This window comes from Nocardioides sp. CER19 (genome assembly GCF_029846275.1).
Taxonomy (GTDB): Bacteria; Actinomycetota; Actinomycetes; order Propionibacteriales; family Nocardioidaceae; genus Nocardioides.
The window spans coordinates 359279-377348 of the sequence record NZ_JARVWS010000001.1 but is presented as its reverse complement, the minus strand read 5'-3'; the positions used below and the strand labels follow the sequence as shown (position 1 = coordinate 377348).

General features: G+C 73.6%; 22 protein-coding genes. 12 read left to right on the top strand and 10 right to left on the bottom strand.

What is annotated here, in order from left to right; all coding sequences use genetic code 11:
• Window positions 1-28: 28 nt before the first annotated feature.
• On the bottom strand, window positions 29-1180 hold the full coding sequence (locus QDS12_RS01920) for a benzoate/H(+) symporter BenE family transporter (RefSeq protein WP_279876516.1): 1152 nt from the start codon (window positions 1178-1180) through the stop codon (window positions 29-31).
• Window positions 1181-1230: 50 nt separating this feature from the next.
• On the opposite strand from QDS12_RS01920, the gene QDS12_RS01915 reads away from it, so the two are divergent.
• Entirely contained in the window at window positions 1231-1767 is a 537-nt protein-coding gene (locus QDS12_RS01915; protein WP_279876515.1) for a helix-turn-helix domain-containing protein, read from the top strand.
• Window position 1768: 1 nt separating this feature from the next.
• On the opposite strand, the gene QDS12_RS01910 is transcribed toward QDS12_RS01915, so the two are convergent.
• Entirely contained in the window at window positions 1769-2257 is a 489-nt protein-coding gene (locus QDS12_RS01910) for a MarR family transcriptional regulator (protein ID WP_279876514.1), read from the bottom strand.
• A 41-nt stretch (window positions 2258-2298) separates the two neighbouring features.
• On the opposite strand from QDS12_RS01910, the gene QDS12_RS01905 reads away from it, so the two are divergent.
• Window positions 2299-3240: a DMT family transporter gene (locus QDS12_RS01905; RefSeq protein ID WP_279876513.1), complete on the top strand. Its 942-nt coding sequence runs from the start codon at window positions 2299-2301 to the stop codon at window positions 3238-3240.
• Here QDS12_RS01905 and QDS12_RS01900 read toward each other — a convergent pair.
• Window positions 3209-4096 (bottom strand): LLM class flavin-dependent oxidoreductase, encoded by an 888-nt coding sequence (locus tag QDS12_RS01900; protein WP_279876512.1) that lies wholly within the window; start codon window positions 4094-4096, stop codon window positions 3209-3211. The two genes, QDS12_RS01905 and QDS12_RS01900, sit on opposite strands and share 32 nt — an antisense overlap.
• A 21-nt stretch (window positions 4097-4117) precedes the next feature.
• Window positions 4118-5356 (bottom strand): MFS transporter, encoded by a 1239-nt coding sequence (locus tag QDS12_RS01895; protein ID WP_279876511.1) that lies wholly within the window; start codon window positions 5354-5356, stop codon window positions 4118-4120.
• Between the two features lie 106 nt (window positions 5357-5462).
• On the opposite strand from QDS12_RS01895, the gene QDS12_RS01890 reads away from it, so the two are divergent.
• Entirely contained in the window at window positions 5463-6038 is a 576-nt protein-coding gene (locus QDS12_RS01890) for a helix-turn-helix domain containing protein (RefSeq protein WP_279876510.1), read from the top strand.
• Between the two features lie 68 nt (window positions 6039-6106).
• On the top strand, window positions 6107-6436 hold the full coding sequence (locus tag QDS12_RS01885) for a helix-turn-helix transcriptional regulator (RefSeq protein ID WP_279876509.1): 330 nt from the start codon (window positions 6107-6109) through the stop codon (window positions 6434-6436).
• Between the two features lie 40 nt (window positions 6437-6476).
• Here QDS12_RS01885 and QDS12_RS01880 read toward each other — a convergent pair whose 3' ends face one another.
• Together QDS12_RS01880 and QDS12_RS01875 are read right to left on the bottom strand one after the other, a co-directional pair.
• On the bottom strand, window positions 6477-7079 hold the full coding sequence (locus tag QDS12_RS01880) for an ATP-dependent Clp protease proteolytic subunit (RefSeq protein WP_279876508.1): 603 nt from the start codon (window positions 7077-7079) through the stop codon (window positions 6477-6479).
• Complete coding sequence (locus QDS12_RS01875) at window positions 7076-7720, bottom strand: ATP-dependent Clp protease proteolytic subunit (RefSeq protein WP_279876507.1); 645 nt, start codon at window positions 7718-7720, stop codon at window positions 7076-7078. The genes QDS12_RS01880 and QDS12_RS01875 overlap by 4 nt, the downstream gene beginning before the upstream one ends.
• 97 nt (window positions 7721-7817) lie before the next feature.
• Between QDS12_RS01875 and QDS12_RS01870 the strand changes: the two genes are divergently transcribed.
• The 4 genes from QDS12_RS01870 to QDS12_RS01855 are packed head-to-tail and all read left to right on the top strand — an operon-like array spanning window position 7818 to window position 10209.
• Window positions 7818-8330: a GNAT family N-acetyltransferase gene (locus tag QDS12_RS01870; RefSeq protein WP_279876506.1), complete on the top strand. Its 513-nt coding sequence runs from the start codon at window positions 7818-7820 to the stop codon at window positions 8328-8330.
• A complete protein-coding gene (locus QDS12_RS01865; protein ID WP_279876505.1) occupies window positions 8327-8932 on the top strand; it encodes an NUDIX domain-containing protein in 606 nt (201 codons plus the stop codon). The genes QDS12_RS01870 and QDS12_RS01865 overlap by 4 nt, the downstream gene beginning before the upstream one ends.
• A complete protein-coding gene (locus QDS12_RS01860) occupies window positions 8929-9552 on the top strand; it encodes a DUF4396 domain-containing protein (protein WP_279876504.1) in 624 nt (207 codons plus the stop codon). Before QDS12_RS01865 ends, QDS12_RS01860 begins: the two co-directional genes overlap by 4 nt.
• Before the next feature lie 42 nt (window positions 9553-9594).
• Window positions 9595-10209, top strand: a complete 615-nt coding sequence (locus tag QDS12_RS01855) for a GNAT family protein (protein ID WP_279876503.1) — start codon at window positions 9595-9597, stop codon at window positions 10207-10209.
• Here QDS12_RS01855 and QDS12_RS01850 read toward each other — a convergent pair.
• Entirely contained in the window at window positions 10195-11616 is a 1422-nt protein-coding gene (locus QDS12_RS01850) for an MFS transporter (RefSeq protein WP_279876502.1), read from the bottom strand. The two genes, QDS12_RS01855 and QDS12_RS01850, sit on opposite strands and share 15 nt — an antisense overlap.
• Before the next feature lie 91 nt (window positions 11617-11707).
• On the opposite strand from QDS12_RS01850, the gene QDS12_RS01845 reads away from it, so the two are divergent.
• The 3 genes from QDS12_RS01845 (at window position 11708) to QDS12_RS01835 (ending at window position 13241) form a co-directional block, all read left to right on the top strand.
• Window positions 11708-12514 (top strand): MerR family transcriptional regulator, encoded by an 807-nt coding sequence (locus QDS12_RS01845; protein ID WP_279876501.1) that lies wholly within the window; start codon window positions 11708-11710, stop codon window positions 12512-12514.
• Between the two features lie 29 nt (window positions 12515-12543).
• On the top strand, window positions 12544-12840 hold the full coding sequence (locus QDS12_RS01840) for a hypothetical protein (RefSeq protein WP_279876500.1): 297 nt from the start codon (window positions 12544-12546) through the stop codon (window positions 12838-12840).
• A gap of 188 nt (window positions 12841-13028) precedes the next feature.
• The gene (locus tag QDS12_RS01835) at window positions 13029-13241 is read left to right on the top strand and encodes a hypothetical protein (RefSeq protein ID WP_279876499.1); all 213 of its coding nucleotides are present in this window, start codon (window positions 13029-13031) and stop codon (window positions 13239-13241) included.
• On the opposite strand, the gene QDS12_RS01830 is transcribed toward QDS12_RS01835, so the two are convergent.
• Window positions 13185-14111 carry an EamA family transporter gene (locus tag QDS12_RS01830; protein ID WP_279876498.1) on the bottom strand — a complete coding sequence of 309 codons (927 nt, stop codon included), beginning with the start codon at window positions 14109-14111 and terminating at the stop codon, window positions 13185-13187. The genes QDS12_RS01835 and QDS12_RS01830 overlap by 57 nt on opposite strands.
• Window positions 14112-14182: 71 nt before the next feature.
• On the opposite strand from QDS12_RS01830, the gene QDS12_RS01825 reads away from it, so the two are divergent.
• Window positions 14183-15085: a LysR family transcriptional regulator gene (locus QDS12_RS01825; RefSeq protein WP_279876497.1), complete on the top strand. Its 903-nt coding sequence runs from the start codon at window positions 14183-14185 to the stop codon at window positions 15083-15085.
• Here the strand turns inward: QDS12_RS01825 and QDS12_RS01820 are convergent.
• Together QDS12_RS01820 and helR are read right to left on the bottom strand one after the other, a co-directional pair.
• Window positions 15082-15873 carry an inositol monophosphatase family protein gene (locus QDS12_RS01820; RefSeq protein WP_279876496.1) on the bottom strand — a complete coding sequence of 264 codons (792 nt, stop codon included), beginning with the start codon at window positions 15871-15873 and terminating at the stop codon, window positions 15082-15084. The genes QDS12_RS01825 and QDS12_RS01820 overlap by 4 nt on opposite strands.
• A complete protein-coding gene (gene helR / locus QDS12_RS01815; protein WP_279876495.1) occupies window positions 15860-18046 on the bottom strand; it encodes an RNA polymerase recycling motor ATPase HelR in 2187 nt (728 codons plus the stop codon). Before helR ends, QDS12_RS01820 begins: the two co-directional genes overlap by 14 nt.
• Between the last annotated feature and the right edge of the window lie 24 nt (window positions 18047-18070).

Sequence of the window (18070 nt, the reverse complement as noted above, 5' to 3'; positions counted from 1 at the left end):
CCACCGACGGCCACCCCGGCGCGCATCCTCACCCGGGCATCCGCTCCCGGGTGACGGCCCTGACGACGAGCCCGGCGACCAGCGCCCAGAACGCGGCGCCGATCCCGGCCAGCGTCACCCCGCTGGCCGCGACCACGAACGTCACCATCGCTGCCGCGCGCCCGTCGACTGCCGAGGTGGCACCCGCCAGGGCGGACCCGAGCGTGCCGAGCAGCGCCAGACCCGCGACCGCGCCGACCACCCCGGCGGGCGCAGCGACGGCGACGCTCGCGAGGGCCGTCGCGAGCCCGCCGAGCACGAGGTAGGCCCAGCCCGCGGTGTGGGCGGCCCGCCAGCGCTGCTCGCGATCGGGGTGCGCCTCGGGACCGGCAGCGAGCGCGGCGGTGATCGCGGCGAGGTTCACGGCGTGACCGCCAGCCGCCGCCCCGGCGACCGTGCCGAGGCCGGTGACCGTCATCGCCGCGCGCCACGGCACGGTGTACCCGAAGGACGACATCACGGCGACCCCCGGCACGTTCTGCGAGGCCATCGTGACGACGTACAGGGGCACCGCGAGGGAGAGCAGGGCCGACCAGGTCAGGGTCGGAGCAGTCAGGTCGAGTCGAGGCACCAGCGGCCCGACCAGCCCGCCGTGGCGTGCGAGGTCGACGCTGATCCCCGCGAACGCGACGACGAAGGCGAGAGGGACCGCCCAGCGCGGGGCGAGGCGCAGCAGCACCAGCCAGGTGAGCACGACCGGCGCCACCAGCCACGGATCCTCGAGGAGACCGTGGACCGGTTCCACGCACAGGGCGAGCAGCACACCCGCCAGCATCGCCTGCGCGATCGCGGTGGGGATCGCCGCGATCAGCGCGCCGAGCCGCGGCCAGAGGCCGGTGAGCACGATGAGGCCCCCGGTGACGAGGAAGGCACCGACCGCGGCCGGCCAGCCGCCGGTGACGGCGCCGGTCGACGCGAGCAGGGCTGCTCCGGGGGTCGACCAGGCGAGGGTCAGCGGCAGGCGGTAGCGCCGCGTGAGCCAGAGCATCCCGAGTCCCTGGGCCACGCAGACGGCCACCAGACCCGACGCGGCCTGCGTGGGTGACGCTCCGACGGCTCGCAGTCCCGCGAGGACGACGGCGAAGGAGCTGGTGAAGCCGACGAGCGCCGTCATGATGCCGGCAGCCACGGTGCGTTCCATAGACAGAACACTAGTTCTGTAGACAGAACCCTGGCGACTAGGATCGAGTCGTGGACACCGAGCTCGCCATCGCCGTCGGCGCGCGCGTGCGGACCGTCCGACACGAGCGCGGGCTCTCCCTCGGCGCCCTCGCCGCCGCCGCGGGCATCGGCAAGGGCTCGCTCTCCGAGCTCGAGAACGGCACCCGCAACCCGACGCTCGCCACGCTCTACGCCCTGGCGGGCGCCCTCGGCGTCCCGCTGGCGACGCTGCTCGCCGAGCGCGCCGGGAGCACCGTCGCATCCCCGGGCATCGACGCCCGCCTGCTCGACGCGGCGGAGCACCCGGACGGCACCGTCGTGGAGGTGTACCTCTTGTCTCTCGACCCGTCGTCAGCGCACCGCTCGCCGTCGCACGGCCCCGGTGTCCGCGAGCACCTGCTGCTCACGAGCGGACGCGCCCGCGTCGGCCGGGTCGGCGGAGAGGTCGACCTCGGTCCGGGCCAGGCGGTCACCTGGGTCAGCGACGTGGAGCACGGATACGCCGCCGTCGACGGTCCCGCCACGGCGGTCCTCGTCATCACCTCACCCGGCGACCGGGGCGAGTGACCTAAGCGCCGAGGTCCTCAGCCCACCGCTGCAGCAGGCCGGCCAGCTGCTCGAGCTCCGCGGCCGTGAAGACCTCCAGCAGGCGGTGCTCGTTGGCCATGTGCGCGGTGAAGGCCCCGTCGATCAGCTCGCGGCCGGCGTCGGTCAGCGCGATGACGCGACCGCGGGCGTCGTCGGCGCTGACCGCCCGGGTCACCCAGCCCTGGGCGATGCAGCGGTCGACGCGCTTGGTGACGGCGCCGGTGGTGACCATGGTCTGCGCGGCGAGGTCCCCCGGCGTGAGGGCGTACGGCGGCCCCTGCCGGCGCAGCGTCGCCAGGACGTCGAACTCCCCCTCGCCGAGACCGTGCTCGGCGTAGACGGCGACGAGCTCCTCGGTCAGCCGCAGCCCGACGCGGTGCAGCCGGGCGATGACTCCCTGGGGGGACGGGTCGAGATCGGGCCGTTCGCGTCGCCACTGCTCCATCACCCGTGCGACGTGGTCAGTCATGACAGCGGAATATATCTGACATGGAAGATATTGTGTCTTCCATGGAAGCGAAATGGTTGGGCGTCGCCGCGATCGCACCCGTGACCTGGGGCGCGGGCTACTACGTCACCGAGAACTACCTTCCGCCGGACCGGCCGCTCTTCGGTGCCGCCGTCCGCGCGCTGCCGTTCGGGCTGCTGCTCCTCGCGCTGCGTCCGGGCTGGCTGTCCGGCTCCTGGTGGTGGCGGACCGCACTGCTCGGCGCCCTCAACTTCTCGGCGTTCTTCGTCCTGATCTTCGTCGCCGCCTACCGCCTCCCGGGCGGCCTCGCCTCCACCATCACCGCGACGTCGCCGATCGCCGTCATGCTGTTCGCCTGGGCGCTCGCCGGCGAGCGACCTCACCGCGCCTCGCTGGCCGCGGCCATCGTCGGGGTGGGTGGCGTCGCGCTGCTCGTCCTGCGCGGCGGCGTCTCCGCCGATCCGTGGGGCGTGCTCGCCTCGCTCGCCGCCGTCGCGGTCTCGTCCCTGGGGTTCATCCTGGTCAAGACCTGGCGTCCGCCGGTCGAGCTCGCGACCTTCACGGCCTGGCAGCTGGTCTTCGGAGGACTGCTCCTCACACCGGTCGCACTCGCCGTCGAGGGCGCACCGCCTGCGTTGGACGGCCGCGCGGCCGCGGGGTTCGGGTTCCTCGGGCTGCTCGGCACGGTCGCGGCGTACGCCGCCTGGTTCGCGGGCCTGCGACGCCTCCCGGCCGCGGCGGTCTCGCTCGTCGGCCTGCTCAACCCCGTGACCGGCACGGTCGTCGGCGTCGCACTGGCGGGCGAGTCGTTCGGCATCGTCCGGGCGGTCGGCATCGTGCTCGTGCTCGGCGGCGCGCTGCTGGGGCAGCCGGCCGTCATCGAGGCGGTACGCCGACGTCGCGGCGTGCCCGACCCGCGGGCCGACCGGCCGACGTTCCTCGACCAGAGCCTCAGCCCAGTCGGTCGATCACCTCGGACTTGAACCGCGCCACCCGGTCGCTGCGCTCCGTGAGCGCCGCGCCGAGGTTGCCGTCGGGCAGGTTGAACTCGTCGAAGCCCGCCTCCGCGTAGGCCCCCATCAGGTCGACGAGCTGCTCCGCCGACCCCGCGATGTGGGGCCGGCCCGGAGCAGGTGTCTCGCCGTCGAGGTCGACCATGGCGTTGACCGAGCACCACACGGTGGCCGGGTCGCGACCGACCCTGTCGCACGCCTCGAGCAGCCGCACCCGGACCGCACCGGCGGACTCCGGCGTACCCCAGGTGTTCCACTCGTCGGCGTACCGGGCGGTGATGCGGAGCATCCGCGGACTGCCCGTCCCGACCAGGATCGGCAGCCGCTCCTGCACCGGCTTCGGGTCGCAGGGGGCGTCGGTGATCGTGAAGACCTCGCCGTGGAAGGTCGTCGCCTGCTCGCTGAGCAGCGAGCGCACGATCTGGATCGACTCCTCGAAGCGCGTGACCCGGCGGCCGGGCGCCTCGAGGTCGATGCCGTAGGCCGCGTGCTCGTTGATCTGCCACCCCGCGCCCAGGCCGAGCACCATCCGGCCCTCGGACACGTGGTCGATCGTCGCCGCGCGGTTGGCCAGCAGGGCCGGGTGGTGGACCGACGTCGGCGAGACGAGCGTCCCGACCCGCACCCGTTCGGTCGTCGCCGCGATCGCCGGCAGGAGCCCCCACGCCTCGTGGGTGTCGCCGGGAGCGAACGACGTGTCGCCCGTGTTGGGCATGTAGTGGTCGGCCACCCACACGCCGAACCACCCCGCCGCGTCCGCTTCCCGCGCGGCCGTGAGGATCTCGCCGGCGGGACGGGCCGCGTTGGGCCAGAGGGAGAACTTCACGTCGCCGACGCTATCCCGCGCTCACGCCGCCTCGCGCAGCACCGGGTCGGGGGCGACGTCGGCCTCGGCAGCGGCGGAGTCCGCCCGGGCCAGGGTGAGCTGGACGAGCAGGCCGACGACGGCGACGACGAGCACCACGGCGCCGTACCCCTCGACCGTGGGGAGCAGGCCGAGGTGGGTGGCGAGCTGGCCGGCGATGATGGCGGGGATGCCGAACGAGAGGTACGCCGTCGTGTAGACGCCGGCGAAGACGCCGGCGCGCTGGTGGGGCTCGACGTGGGGGCCGATCAGACGAAGGTGCCCGGCGAACGAGGCGCCGAAGCCGGCACCGCCGACGATCCCGCCGAGCCAGACGAGCGGCAGCCACTCGGCGTCGACGCCGACCATGACGACGGCGGTCCCGATGAGGACCAGGCCGACGCCGCTGACCGTCGTACGGCGCGCGGTGAGGCGACCGAAGGCCAGCGTGGCGACGGCGCCAGAGAACGGCGCCAGAAACGCGGTGAACCCGGCGACGAGGCCGCCGTCGAGCCCGAACTGCACGCGCAGCACCGCCGGCGAGAGGCCCATGAAGAACGCGCCGAGCATCCAGCCAGGCAGGTGGACCGGGATGCCGCCGAGCAGCTCGCGTCGAGCGGGCGCCGGGACGGTGATCCGCGGGTCGAGCGACCGCAGCGCGCCCGGACGGGCGGTGGCCGTCTCGGCCGTGAGGGCGACGACCCCGAAGCCGACGACCATCACGACGGCGAGGACGCCGAAGACGAGCGCGTTGGCGTCCGGAGTGAACTGGACGGCCGCCCCGGTGAGGAGGGCGCCGACCCCGAGCCCGCCGGCAGCCGCCGTGCCCGCAAAGCTCACACCGAGCCGCTTGAGGTGGTCCGGCGCGTGCTCGACGATCGCGGCGCTGAAGGCGCTGGTACCGAAGCCGGTCGCGAGTCCCTGGACGACCCGGGCCACGATCACCCAGGTGATGTCCGTGGCCACGAGGAAGACGGCCATCGCGAGGAGCTCGCCGGCCAGCGCGCCGAGCAGCACCGGACGCCGACCCACATGGTCGGACAACGAGCCGCCGACCAGCACCGCGACGAGCAGGGCGAGGGCGTAGACGGCGAACGCGAGGGTCAGCGTCCCGGCCGAGAAGCCCCACTCCTGCTGGCGGAGCGCGAGCAGCGGCGTCGGTGCGCCGGCGGCGAGGAAGAAGGCGGCGAAGACGGCGGCGACCCCCGCGAAGGCGGCGGTCGGCGAGAGCGTGCGGGACATCAAGGCTCCTTTAGACAGTTCTGTCTAGGTGAGCCTCGATGTTAGACAGATCGGTTCAATCGTGGCAAGGCCATTTTGGACAGATCTGTCTGATATCCTCGGAAAGATGACAGCGACGCGACCGTCCGCCCGCGATCGGCTGCTCCAGGCAGCCGACCGACTCTTCTATGCCGAGGGCGTGCACACGGTCGGGATCGACCGGATCATCGAGGAGGCGGGCGTCGCCAAGGGGTCGCTGTTCTACAACTTCGCCGGCAAGGACGACCTCGTCGCGTCCTACCTCGCCGGTCGCGACGAGCGCCGCCGCGCCCGCATCGCACGCCACACCGAGGGGCTGACCGACCCGGTCGACAAGCTCCTCGCGGTCTTCGACGCGCTGCAGGAAGCGGTCGGTGAGCCCGGCTACAACGGCTGCGCGTTCGCCAACGCCAGCGCCGAGGCCGCCCCGGGCAGCGTCGAGGCGGTCGCCCTGCGCACCTACCGCGGGTGGTTCGGCGACCTGCTCCTCCGGCTGGCCACCGAGGCGGCGTACGACGACCCCTCCGGCGTGGCCGACCGACTCCGCGTGATCTACGACGGCGCGGCCTCGGGCGCGCGGCTCGACGCGCAGCCCGCCGCCGTGGCGGTCGCCAAGGAGCTGGCCCGGCTGGTGCTCGAGACGGCGCCGCGGTCGGCGGCGTAGTCCGCCCACTCGTTCGCCCGCGGCGAACGAACCTCGCAGAACCGCCGGCCCGGGCCTAGGTTGACCTCATGGGTGACGTGATCCGCTTCCCGCAGCCCACGAACCGGCCGACCCGGGAGGTCGAGCCGGCACCGCTGTGGCGCGAGGCGGTCGGCCGCGAGCTCCGGGACGAGCGGCGCGGCCAGGAGCGCACGCTCGCCGACGTGGCGAGCGACGCGGGCGTCTCGACGCAGTACCTCTCCGAGGTGGAGCGCGGTCGCAAGGAGCCGAGCTCCGAGGTGATCGAGGCCGTGGGCGGCGCGCTCGGCCTCACGCTCGTGGACCTCACGGCGCGGGTCACCCGGCGCCTCGTCGCCACCCGACAGGCTCCGCGCGGCCCGCTGGCGCTCGCTGCCTGACCCGTCTGATCCGGCCCGGCCGCTACCGGCTCACACCCGCTCACACCGGAGCGAGCTTCCGGCTCTCCAGCACGACGTCCACGACGCCGTACGCAACCGCGTCCGACGCCCCGAGCACCAGGTCGCGCTCGGTGTCGGTGCGCACCTGCTCGACCGACCGGCCCGTGTGCCGGGCGAGCAGCTCGACGAGCTCGGTCCGCAACCGGGCCACCTCCTTGGCCTCGACCTGCAGGTCGGGCAGCGCCCCGCGGGTGCCGGCCGAGGGCTGGTCGAGGACGATCCGCGCGTGCGGCAGGACCGTACGCCGGCCGGGCTCGCCAGCGGCGAGCAGCACCGCCGCGGTGCTGGCCGCCTGCCCGACGCACGTCGTCGCGACGGGGGCCCGGATGAACTGGATCGTGTCGTAGATCGCCAGCATCGCGGTGGGCTCGCCGCCGGGGCTGTTGAGGTAGAGGTTGATCTCGGCGTCCGGGCTGTCCGACTCGAGGTGCAGCAGCTGGGCGATGACGACGTTGGCGACGCCGTCGTCGATCGGGGTCCCGACGTAGACGATCCGATCGCTGAGCAGCCGGCTGTAGATGTCGACCGCGCGCTCGCCGTGGCGCGTCTTCTCGACCACCGACGGGATCGTGTAGCTGCTCATCGGGCGACCACCGCGTCGCCCGGGAGTCCGTCCGAGAGCCCGAACATGCCGCGCGGGGCCGGTGTCACGGCGTGCGGGTCGGTCAGCACGGAGTCCGCCAGCCCGTAGTCGCACGCCTCGGTCGCGGTGAACCACTTGTCGCGCAGCGAGTCGTGGCTGACCCGTTCGACGGTCTGCCCTGTGCGCTCGGAGGTGATCCGAAGCATCCGCTCGTTCATCCGCGCCAGCCTCGCGGCCTGGATCTCGATGTCGCTCGCCGAGCCGCCGAAGCCCGCCGACCCCTGGTGGAGGAGCACCTCGGCGTTGGGCAGGACGAACCGCTTGCCCGGCGTACCCGCCGTGAGCAGGAACTGCCCCATGCTCGCGGCCAGCCCCATGGCCAGCGTCGAGACGTCGTTGGGGATGAGCTGCATGGTGTCGTAGATGGCCATGCCGGCCGTCACGGAACCGCCCGGGGAGTTGATGTAGAGGCTGATGTCGCGGTGCGGGTCCTCGGCGCTCAGCAGGAGGAGCTGGGCGCAGATCCGGTTCGCGATCGGGTCGTCGACCTCCTGGCCGAGGACGATGATGCGCTGGTGCTGCAGCCGGACCGTGAGCTGGTCGTCCAGCGGGCCGGCGGCCTGGTCGGGGTTCTGGGTCATGCCTCGAGCCTCGCCGCGGCGAGGTCGTCGACCCAAGCGATTCGCCTGCGGGCGGATCTGCCGTGAGCAGATCCGCCGGAGCGGCCATGATGGAGCCATGAGGATCGTGCCCCTGGAGCCCGCCCACTGGCCCGAGGTCGAGCGCATCTACGCCGCCGGGATCGCCACCGGCGACGCCACCTTCGAGACCACGCCACCGACCTGGGAGGCGTTCGACGCCGGGAAGCTTCCCGGGCACCGGTGGGTCGCGCTCGACGGTGGCCGCGTGCTCGGCTGGGTGGCCGTGTCGAGCGTGTCGGACCGGTGCGTCTACGCCGGCGTCGTCGAGCACTCCGTGTACGTCGACCCGGGCGCGCAGGGGCGCGGCGTCGGGCGTGCCCTCCTGGCGGCACTGGTCGCGTCGACGGAGGCGGCCGGGATCTGGACGATCCAGTCGGGCGTCTTCCCCGAGAACGTCGCCAGCCTGGCGCTGCACGAGGCGGCCGGCTTCCGGGTCGTCGGCACCCGTGAGCGCGTCGGCCGGATGTCCGCCGGTCCGTACGCCGGCCGGTGGCGCGACGTCGTCCTCCTCGAGCGCCGCAGCGGCCTCGTCGGCACAATGGCCGGGTGAGCACCGACTCCGGGTCCGCCCGCACCCTCGTCCCCGTCCCGCCCGCGGAGCGACCGTTCCGCACCCGCCGCACCGTGCGGGTCCTCCTCGTCGACGACCGCGACCGGCTGCTGCTCTTCCGCGACTCCGACCCCGGCATCCCCGGCTCGCGCTGGTGGATCACGCCGGGCGGGGGCGTCGACCCCGGGGAGACCGACCTGGAGACCGCCGTCCGCGAGCTCGAGGAGGAGTCCGGCCTCCGCGTCTCCGCCGACCAGCTGCTCGGACCGCTCCTCGTCCGCCGCGTCTGGCACGGCTACACCGACGTGGTCATCGACCAGGAGGATGCCTTCTACGCGTGCTGGGTGCCGGCCTTCGAGGTCTCCGACGCCGGCCACACCGAGGAGGAGCGGACCACCATGACCGCCCACCACTGGTGGAGCCGCCCGGAGCTCGCCGGCACCGACGAGGACATCTGGCCGGCGGTTCTCACGGACCTCTGGGCGGAGGCCGACGTACGCCGGCAGCAGGGCGAGGCCGGCGACGCGTCGCGGCCGCCGCTCGACGGCGGCGAGGTCGAGGAGTCGACGGTCCCCGTCGCAGCGGGGTACCGGGACCGATGACCGAGGCCGGCCACCACACCGACGCCCACGGCGGGCACGGTCACGTTCACGACCACGGAGGCGGCAACGTCTCGGCGATGGCCGTCTCAGCGACCCTGCACTGCCTGACCGGCTGCGCGATCGGCGAGATCGTCGGCATGCTGATCGGCACCGCGGCGGGCCTCGCCAACGGCTGGACCATCGTCATCTCGATCGCGCTGGCCTTCGTCTTCGGCTTCTCGCTCTCGACCCTGCCGCTGCTCAGGGCCGGCCTGTCGTTCGGCGCCGCCCTCCGGATCGTCATCGCGGCGGACACCCTCTCGATCGCCACGATGGAGGTCGTCGACAACCTCGTCGTCGCCGTCATCCCCGGTGCCATGGACGCGGGCCTGGTCAACGTCGTGTTCTGGGTCAGCCTGATGATCTCGCTGATCGTGGCGTTCGCTGCGGCCTACCCGGTCAACCGGTTCCAGCTCCAACGCGGCACGGGTCATGCCCTGACCCACGGCTATCACGATGCGCCCGCCCCGACCGGCGCCCGCCGGTTCATCCCGTCCTTCTCCGCCGTCTCGCTGGCCGCCGTCATCGTGGCGTTCCTGCTCGGCGGACTCGTCGTCTCGATCGCCGACGCCCTGGGCTGAGAAGCGGTCGGTACGACGAGGCGGGTGCTAGCGTCCGGCCGCGTGTTCGCCCTGCCAGCGCCGACCCTCGAGGGCCGCCTCGTCCGCCTCGAGCCGCTCGGCCACCGGCACGCGGCCGACCTGGCCGTCGCCTGCGAGGAGGACCGCGGCTCCTACACCTACACCTGGGTGCCGACCGCGACCGAGGTGGAGGACTACGTCGCCACGCAGCTCGCTCGCGCGGCGGAGGGCGTTCAGGCGCCGTACGCCGTCGTGTCCACGGCCTCCGGCCGCGCGGTCGGCCACACGTCCTTCTGCGACCCGCGGCCCTGGCCCGACGGCACCGGGATCGCCGCGGTCGAGGTCGGGTTCACCTGGCTCGCCGCCTCCGCCCAGGGCACCGGCATCAACACCGAGGCCAAGCTGCTGCTCTTCGGCCACGCCTTCGACGTCCTCGGCGTCGCCCGCCTCGACCTGAAGACCGATGCCCGCAACCAGCGCTCGCGGGCGGCCATCGCGGCCGTGGGGGCGACGTTCGAGGGAGTCCTGCGCCGCTCGGCGCGGTCCTGGGCGCCGGGCGAGGACGGCCGCCTGCGGGACTCGGCGGTCTTCTCGGTCCTCGCCGAGGAGTGGCCGACGGTCCGTGAGCGGCTCGTCCAGCGCCTAGCGGGCTCCTGACGACCGGCCCGTCACCGCGGTGACGGCCGCGAGCGCGACGGTCCCGCCGGCAAGGCAGAGCAGGCTGCGGGCGAACGCGACGTCGATGTGGCCCGTCCCCCCGAAGAACACCAGTCCGATGAGGGCGACGCCGAGCGCGTTGCCGAGCTGCTGGACGGTCGAGAGCGTCCCGCTCACCGCGACGGCGTAGCGCGGCTCGACGCCGGCCATCACCGTGGCGACGAGGGCGCTCAGGCACACGCCCATCCCGAGGCCCGACACCGCGAGCCCGGGCGTCAGCCAGAGGACGGATCCGGTCACACCGATGGCCTCGACCGCGAGCAGGACCAGGACGTGACCGGCGGCGAAGACGAGCGCCGCGACGGGGACGACCCAGCGGCCGAACCGTGCCACGAGCCCGCCGGCTCGGCGGGTGCCGACCATGTAGGCCACCGCCATCACCGTGAAGACCAGCCCCGACGTCAGCGGCCCGAGGCCGTGGCCGACCTGGAGGTAGACGGCCAGGACCAGGAAGTAGGACGCCATCCCGCAGAACAGCAGCGCCTGCGCGATCAGCCCGCCGCGGACGGCGGGGCTGCGGAACGCCGTGGGGTCGACGAGCGGGTTGCCGCCACGCGCGGCGAGCACCTGAGTACGCCGGACCAGCCAGCCGCCGAGCGCGACGCCGACCGCCATGCTGGCCCAGGTCCAGGCCGGCCAGCCGAGCCGACGACCCTCGAGCAGCGGCAGCAGGAAGGCGGTGGTCGCGGCGACGACCAGCACCAGGCCCGTCACGTCGACCCGCGCCCGCTCGCGCGACTCGGTCCCCGGAAGCAGCCGCGGCGCCGCCAGCACGATGGCGAGACCGACGGGGATGTTGACGAGGAAGACCGTCCGCCAGCCGAGGCCCGCGACGTCGGCCCGGATGAGCAGGCCGCCGATGAGCTGGCCGGACGCGGCGGCCACCCCCATCACGGTGGCGTAGCCGCTCATCGCGCGGAGCCGCTGCGGGCCGTCGTACAGGTCGCCGATCAGCGCCAGCACCATCGGCGCGAGCATCGCGGCGCCGACGCCCTGGGCCAGCCGGGCGCCGATGAGCGTCCCGGCGCCGGGCGCGAGCCCGCACACGGCCGAGGCGACGACGAAGACGAGGACGCCGGCGACATAGGTACGGCGCCGCCCCCAGCGCTGGCTGAGCGGCCCGGCGGCCATCAGCAGGCCCCCGAAGGTGAGGCCGTAGCCGGCCACCAGCCACTCGACGGCCGAGTCGCCGGCGCCGAGGTCGCGCTGGATGGACGGGAGCGCGACGTTGACGATGAAGAAGTCGAGCACCACCAGGAAGGTGCCGCTCAGCAGGACGGCCAGCGGGAGCCAGCCCGAGGCCGCGGACGGTGCCGCGGCGCGAGGAGGAGTCTGGAGAGTGGTCATGCCACCGTTCTCCGCCCTCCCCTAACGGGAGAGTCAACGCTCCCGAATCCTCGTTGACCCTCCCCCGAGGGGAGACTGCAGACTGACCGCCATGAACGGCCTCCTGAGCATCGGCGACTTCTCCCGCATGACGTTCCTGTCCGTCAAGACGCTCCGGCACTACCACGACGTCGGGCTCCTCGAGCCGGCGTACGTCGACGACCACAGCGGCTACCGCTACTACCGCCTCGACCAGGTCACGACGGCACAGCTGATCCGGCGGTTCCGATCGCTCGACCTCCCGGTCGAGGAGGTGCGGACGGTGCTGTCGGCGCCCGACGAGGCGTCGCGCAACCGCGTCATCGTCGGCCACCTCGAGCGGATGAGCGCCCAGCTGCGCGAGACCCAGGCCACCGTGGAGTCGCTGCAGCGACTGCTGACCGCACCGACCCAGCTGACCGTGACCTACCGCGACGAGACACCCGTGACGGCGCTCGGCATCGTCGAGACGGTGGACGCCTCGGAGTGGATCCCGTGGTGGATCGCCGCGTTCACCGAGCTGCACGCCGAGCTGCGGGCGAGCGGGCTGACGCGGACCGGCCCCGACGGCGCGCTCTTCCCCACCGAGGCGTTCACCGACGAGCGCGGCGAGCTGGTGGCCTTCGTCCCGATCCCGGGCGAGGCTGCGCCGGCGGTCGGCGGGCGGGTGCAGGTGATCCAGGTACCCGGCGCGCGCGTCGCGGTGACGTCGTACGACGGCCCGCTGGTCGACCTGGACCAGGCCTACAGCGCCGTCGGCGCCTGGGTGTGGGAGCAGGCCCGCTCCTCCGACGGGCCGGTGCGCGAGCGGTATCTCCCGACCGGCGCCGAGGACGACCTGTTCGCCCACGTCACCGAGGTCTGCTGGCCGGTCGGCTGAGCGTGGCTGGGCGTCGCTAGCCTGCGACCATGACCGACGCCGAGCTGTTCCTGTGCTGCTTCCTCTGGGCGGCGCCCGGCGAGGAGGCCGCGCTGGAGCGCTACGAGGACCGCGTGCTCGCCTTCGTGGCCGAGCACCGCGGCGCGGTGGTCCAACGGGCCCGTTCTGACGGCGCCGACGGGCGTCCGAACGAGGTCCAGCTGTTCCGGTTCGACGACCAGGGCGCCCTCCAGGCCTATCTCGGCGACCCGCGTCGACTGGCGCTCGCGGACGAGCGCGACCGGGTGGTCGCGCGCACCGAGCTCTTCCCGGTGACCCCGCTCTGAGCGACACGCTCGGCACGCTGCGGGCGTGGCACGCTGCGGGCGTGGGCTCGAGCCGCCACTGAGCCCGGCTGCACCCACCTCGCGACCCCACCCGTTCCGGGCCCTTCGCCCCGCACACGAGCGGATCCGCACGTCAGCGCCGAGATTCCCGTTCGACATCGGCCGCTTCCGAGCGCAAAATCGAAGACGTGGCGCTCTCCTCGCCACACCCTCGTGTGGCCAAGCAGCCGGCCGCCTGGGAGGACAGCCTCGACCAGGCGATCTCCGAGCTGCGCCTCGTGGGCGTGCACAAGGCACGAGCGCTGGCCGCGATCCAGCACGCGATCTCGCAGGGCGCGACCTGGTCAGACGTGGGCGCGTTCCTCCGTGCGCGCCACGTGCGGATCCCGCGGCCGCGCTAGCGGCCGGATGGTGCGCACGGTCGCCCCGAGGACGCCGGCGATCACCAGGACACCGCCGAGGACCTCGAGCCAGGTCGGAGCCTCGCCGAGGAACGCCCAGCCCGCGGCGATGCCGGTCACCGGCACCAGCATCGAGAACGGCGCGACCAGGCCCGCGGGGTGGCGGGCCATCAGCCAGACCCACAGGCCGGAGCCGAGGATCGTGCCGAGCAGGACGGTGTAGGCCAGGCCGACCCAGGCGGGGCCGGCCGCCGCCGTCAGCGAGCCGGTGATCGCGTCGCCGATGCGCCCGGGCCCCTCCGCGACCAAGGAGAGGGCGAACATCGGCAGCGGCGGGACGACCGACATCCAGAGGGTGAGGTGCAGCGGGTTGGGCGGCGCCGCCCGGCGGCTGGCCAGGTTGCCGAACGCCCACCCGAGGCCGCCCATCACGACGAGCAGGAAGGGGCCCCAGCTCGTCGCCGAGGCGCGGGCCAGGCCGACCAGCGCCAGCCCGAGCACGGCGACCGAGACGCCGGCCACGTGCCGAGGGGTGAGGCGCTCGCGCAGCAGGACGGCGCCCAGGACGACGGTGAACGGTGCTGACGACTGCAGCACCAGCGACGCGAGACCGGCAGGGAAGCCGGCGGCCATGCCGAGGTAGAGGCCGATGAACTGGACGGTACCGAACCCGAGGCCGTAGCCGACCAGCCACCGCACCGGCACCTGCGGGCGCGGCACCAGCAGGACGGTCGGCACCGCGATCACGAGGAAGCGCAGGCCGACGAGGAACAGCGGCGGGAAGTAGTCCAACGACTCGTGGATCGCCACGAAGTTCAGTCCCCAGACGACGGAGACCACGACGGCGAGCAGCACGTGTCGGGTGGGCATGCGTCCAGCGTGACGGCGTGCCATTCGACAGTCCAGCGAAACCTTCTGCATGGATTGATTAGGCTGCCTACATGAACCCGGCGCACCTCACGCTGCTGCGCGAGCTCGCGATGCGCGGCAGCCTGGCCGCGGTCGCGGCGGCGACGCACCGCACACCCTCGGCGCTCTCCCAGCAGCTGCGGACCGCGGAGCGTGAGCTGGGGGTCCGGCTGGTCGAGCCGGTGGGTCGCGGCCTACGGCTGACCGCCGAGGGGCAGCTGCTCGCCGACAGCGCCGACGAGGTCGGCGCCGTGCTGGCCGGCGTACGGGCTCGGCTGGACGCGGCGATCGGGCAGCCGAAGGGGACCGTCCGGATCGGCACCCTTCCGTCGGCCGGGGCCGCGCTCCTCCCCCCGCTCGTCCGGCGGCTCCGTGGCACGGAGATCGATCTGGACCTCGACGACTTCGACCTCGCGGAGAGCGGGTACGCCGCGCGCACGCTCGACGTCGACATCGTCATCGCGCACAGCCTGACCGGCGACTTCCCGCTCGGCAGCGACGGCCTGGCCCGCCGGGTGCTCACCCGCGAGCCGATCGACGTCGCGCTCCCGTCCCGTTCTCCGCTGTGCCGACACGAGCGGCTGCGCCCGGAGCACCTGCGCGGCACGACGTGGGTCGGCGTGCCGGAGGGCTATCCGTTCGACACCATCCTGCTGTCGGTCGAGCGCAGCATCGGCGAGCGGCTGGCCCGGTGGGTGCGGCTCCGCGACAACCAGCTGGTGGCCGAGCTGGTCCGGCAGGGCGCTGGACTGGCGCTCCTGCCCCGGTTCACCACGCCGGTCGGGAAGGGGCTGACCACCCGGCCGCTGGACGGGGTGCGCTCCGAGCGGGCGATCTCCGCGCTGTGCCGCCCGGACCGCCATGCGCGGCTGGCCGTGCGCACCGTCGTCGACGAGCTCGCCGCGATCGGCGCCGCCCTGACGGCTGCCGCCTAGCCGAGCCGCTCGAGGTGGGGAGCCACGAGCGCGAGCAGACGCGCGTGGGTCGCCTCGTCGGCGGCCGCGATGAGGCCGCGGCCCGTGTGGACGGGGTCGCCGGCGAGGTCGGTGACGACGCAGCCGGCGGCCTGGCACAGCGCGATCCCCGGCGTGAAGTGGACGCTGCCGTCGAGCCGGCCGTCGGTGACGTACGCCGCCCGGCGACCGTCGGCAACCCAGGCGACCGCCAGCGTCGTCGAGAGGACGCGTGGTGCGAAGACCTCGCGGAAAGCCGGATCGGCGATCAGCTGCGCACCCAGGAACTCGGTGTCCCGCTTGCCGTCGCAGTTGACGTCGACGACCAGCGACCTGGCCGAGGGGACGAGCGCGCGGTCGGCGCCCGCGTGGCGGACCCAGGCGCCGCTGCCGTCGGTCCAGAACTGCTCGTCGGCGATCGGGTCGACGGACGCGGCCGCGGCCACCCCGTCCGGCGTCACGAGCGCGACGTTGACCGCCGCGAGCGGCGTACGAGCGGCGAAGTTGAGGGTCCCGCAGAGCGGGTCGACCAGCCAGCGCCGGTCGGTGACGCCGGTGGTCTCTCCCGTCTCCTCGCCCTCGAACGTGTCGCCCGGGCGGGCCGCGACGATCACGTCGCGGATCGCCCGCTCCGAGGCGAGGTCCGCCTCGGTCGCGAAGTCGGTCGGCGACTTCTCCAGGTGGGCCAGGTCGGCGCCGTACATCCGTCGCACCACCTCGGCGCCGGCCGCGGCCGCGGCGAGCGCGACGTCGACGTCAGTCGTCTCCATGGCGTTGTTCTACCGGAGCCGTGAGGATGACGAGCTCCTGGGTGGCGCGCGTCATCGCGACGTAGCGGTCGACGGCACCCTCGATCCCGGTGCCGAACGTCTCCGGCTCGACCAGGACGACGAGGTCGAACTCGAGCCCTTTCGCGAGCTCGGGGGTGAGCCGGCGGACGCGGGCGTCCGCAGAGGGGTCGAGCGGCCCGGCGGCGATGACGCAGGCGATGCCCTCGGCGTGCGCGTCGAGCCAGCTCCCGAGGATCCCGTCCAGCTCCGCCGGACTTCCGTGCCGCACCGGGACGCCGGTGCTGCGCACCGAGGTGGGGACGTTGGCGTCCGGCAGCGCGGCCCTGATGACCGGCTCGGCCTCGGCCATGACCTCCTCCGGCGTCCGGTAGTTGATGGTGAGCGAGGCCATCGTGACGTGGTCGAGGTCGACCCGGCCCAGCCGCTCCTGCCACGACTCGGTGAAGCCGTGCCGGGCCTGGGCGCGATCGCCCACGATCGTGAGACTGCGCGACGGGCAGCGCCGGAGCAGCATCCGCCACTGAGCGTCGGTCAGCTCCTGCGCCTCGTCGACGACGATGTGCGCGAACGGGCCGGCCAGCAGGTCGGGGTCGGCGGCCGGCACGGCGGCGCTGTCGTCCAGCGCGCCCTGGAGGTCGGCGCCGCGCAGCATCGACATCAGGTGCATCTCGGAGTCGTCGGTCTCGATCAGGTGGTCGACCACCTTGGCCCGCTCCTCCCGCTCGGCGGCGAGGACGGCCTCGCGCCGCTGCCGGCGGCGGGACGCGTCGGGGTCGCCGAGCCGCAGCCGGGCCGCGTCGAGCACCGGCAGGTCCGCCTCGGTCCAGCCCTGACCGTCGGGGCGTTGGAGCAGCCTCACCTCGTCGGGCTCGAGCCAGGGCGCGCAGTGGCGGAGGAACGCCGGCACCGTCCACAGGTCGCCGACCAGGTCGGCCGGGTCGATGATCGTCCACGCCTTGTCGAGCGCGCTCCGGAGCCCGGCGTTGCCCGCCAGTGCCCGGCGCACCTGCTCGAGCGGTAGGTCGTCCTCGAGCTTGTCGGCCAGGATCGTGACCAGCGCCTCCCAGATGTCGTCGCGCACCTCGTTGTGCGGCGCGGCGGGGTCGGCGGCGTCGAAGGCCTCGGCCCAGTCGGTGGAGCTGAGCCACACATCGCCCCACGGGGTCTCGACCTCCGAGCCCTGGGTGGGCAGCTCCTCGTAGAGCCGTACGGCGGGCTCGATCGCGTCGACCATCCGCGCGTCTGCCTTGAGCCGGGCGACGTCGGCGTCGGTCTCGGGCCCGGCCGCCACCCCCTCGGGCACCAGGTCGCGCAGCGTGCAGGTCTGGACGCCCTCCTCGCCGAGGCTGGGGAGCACGTCGGACACGTAGGCGAGGTAGGGCTGGTGCGGTCCGACGAAGAGCACGCCGCCGCGCCGGTGGCCGAGTCGCGGGTCGGCGTACAGGAGATAGGCGGTGCGGTGCAGGGCGACGACCGTCTTGCCGGTGCCGGGCCCGCCGTCGACGACGAGCGCACCGCGCGAGCCGGCGCGGATGATCGCGTCCTGGTCCGCCTGGATCGTGCCGAGAACGTCCCGCATGCGCGGTGACCGGCTGGTGCCGAGGCTGGCGATGAACGCCGACTGGTCGTCGAGGGCGGCGTACCCCTCGAGTCCCTCGGGATCGAAGACCTCGTCCCAGTAGTCGGTGATCCGGCCGCCCACCCACCGGTAGCGGCGGCGGCTGAGCAGCCCCATCGGGTTCGCGTGGGTCGCCGCGAAGAACGGCTCGGCCGCCGGCGAGCGCCAGTCGACGAGCAGCCGTCCCTCGGGGTCGCGTGGGTCGGTGAGCCCGAGCCGTCCGATGTAGACGGGCTCGGGATCGCCGGCCACCACGATCCGGCCGAGGCACAGCTCGAGACTGAAGCGCCGCAACGTGCGCAGCCGTTGCGTCAGCCGGTGGATCTCCAGGTCGCGGTCCATCGCCGCCTGCCCGATGCGACCGCCGCCCTTGCGCCGCTCCTCGTCCAGGCGCCTCTCGAGATGGCCGACCGTCTGCTGCAGGCTCTCGGTGATGGCCGCGAAGTGGCGCTCGTCGTCGGCGATGAGGGCCGGGTCGGCCTTCTGCGGATGGGCGTCGAGACGGAAGGCGCCGGCGGGTCGAGGAGTGCTCACGATCGCTGGATTCTTCCCCTCGAC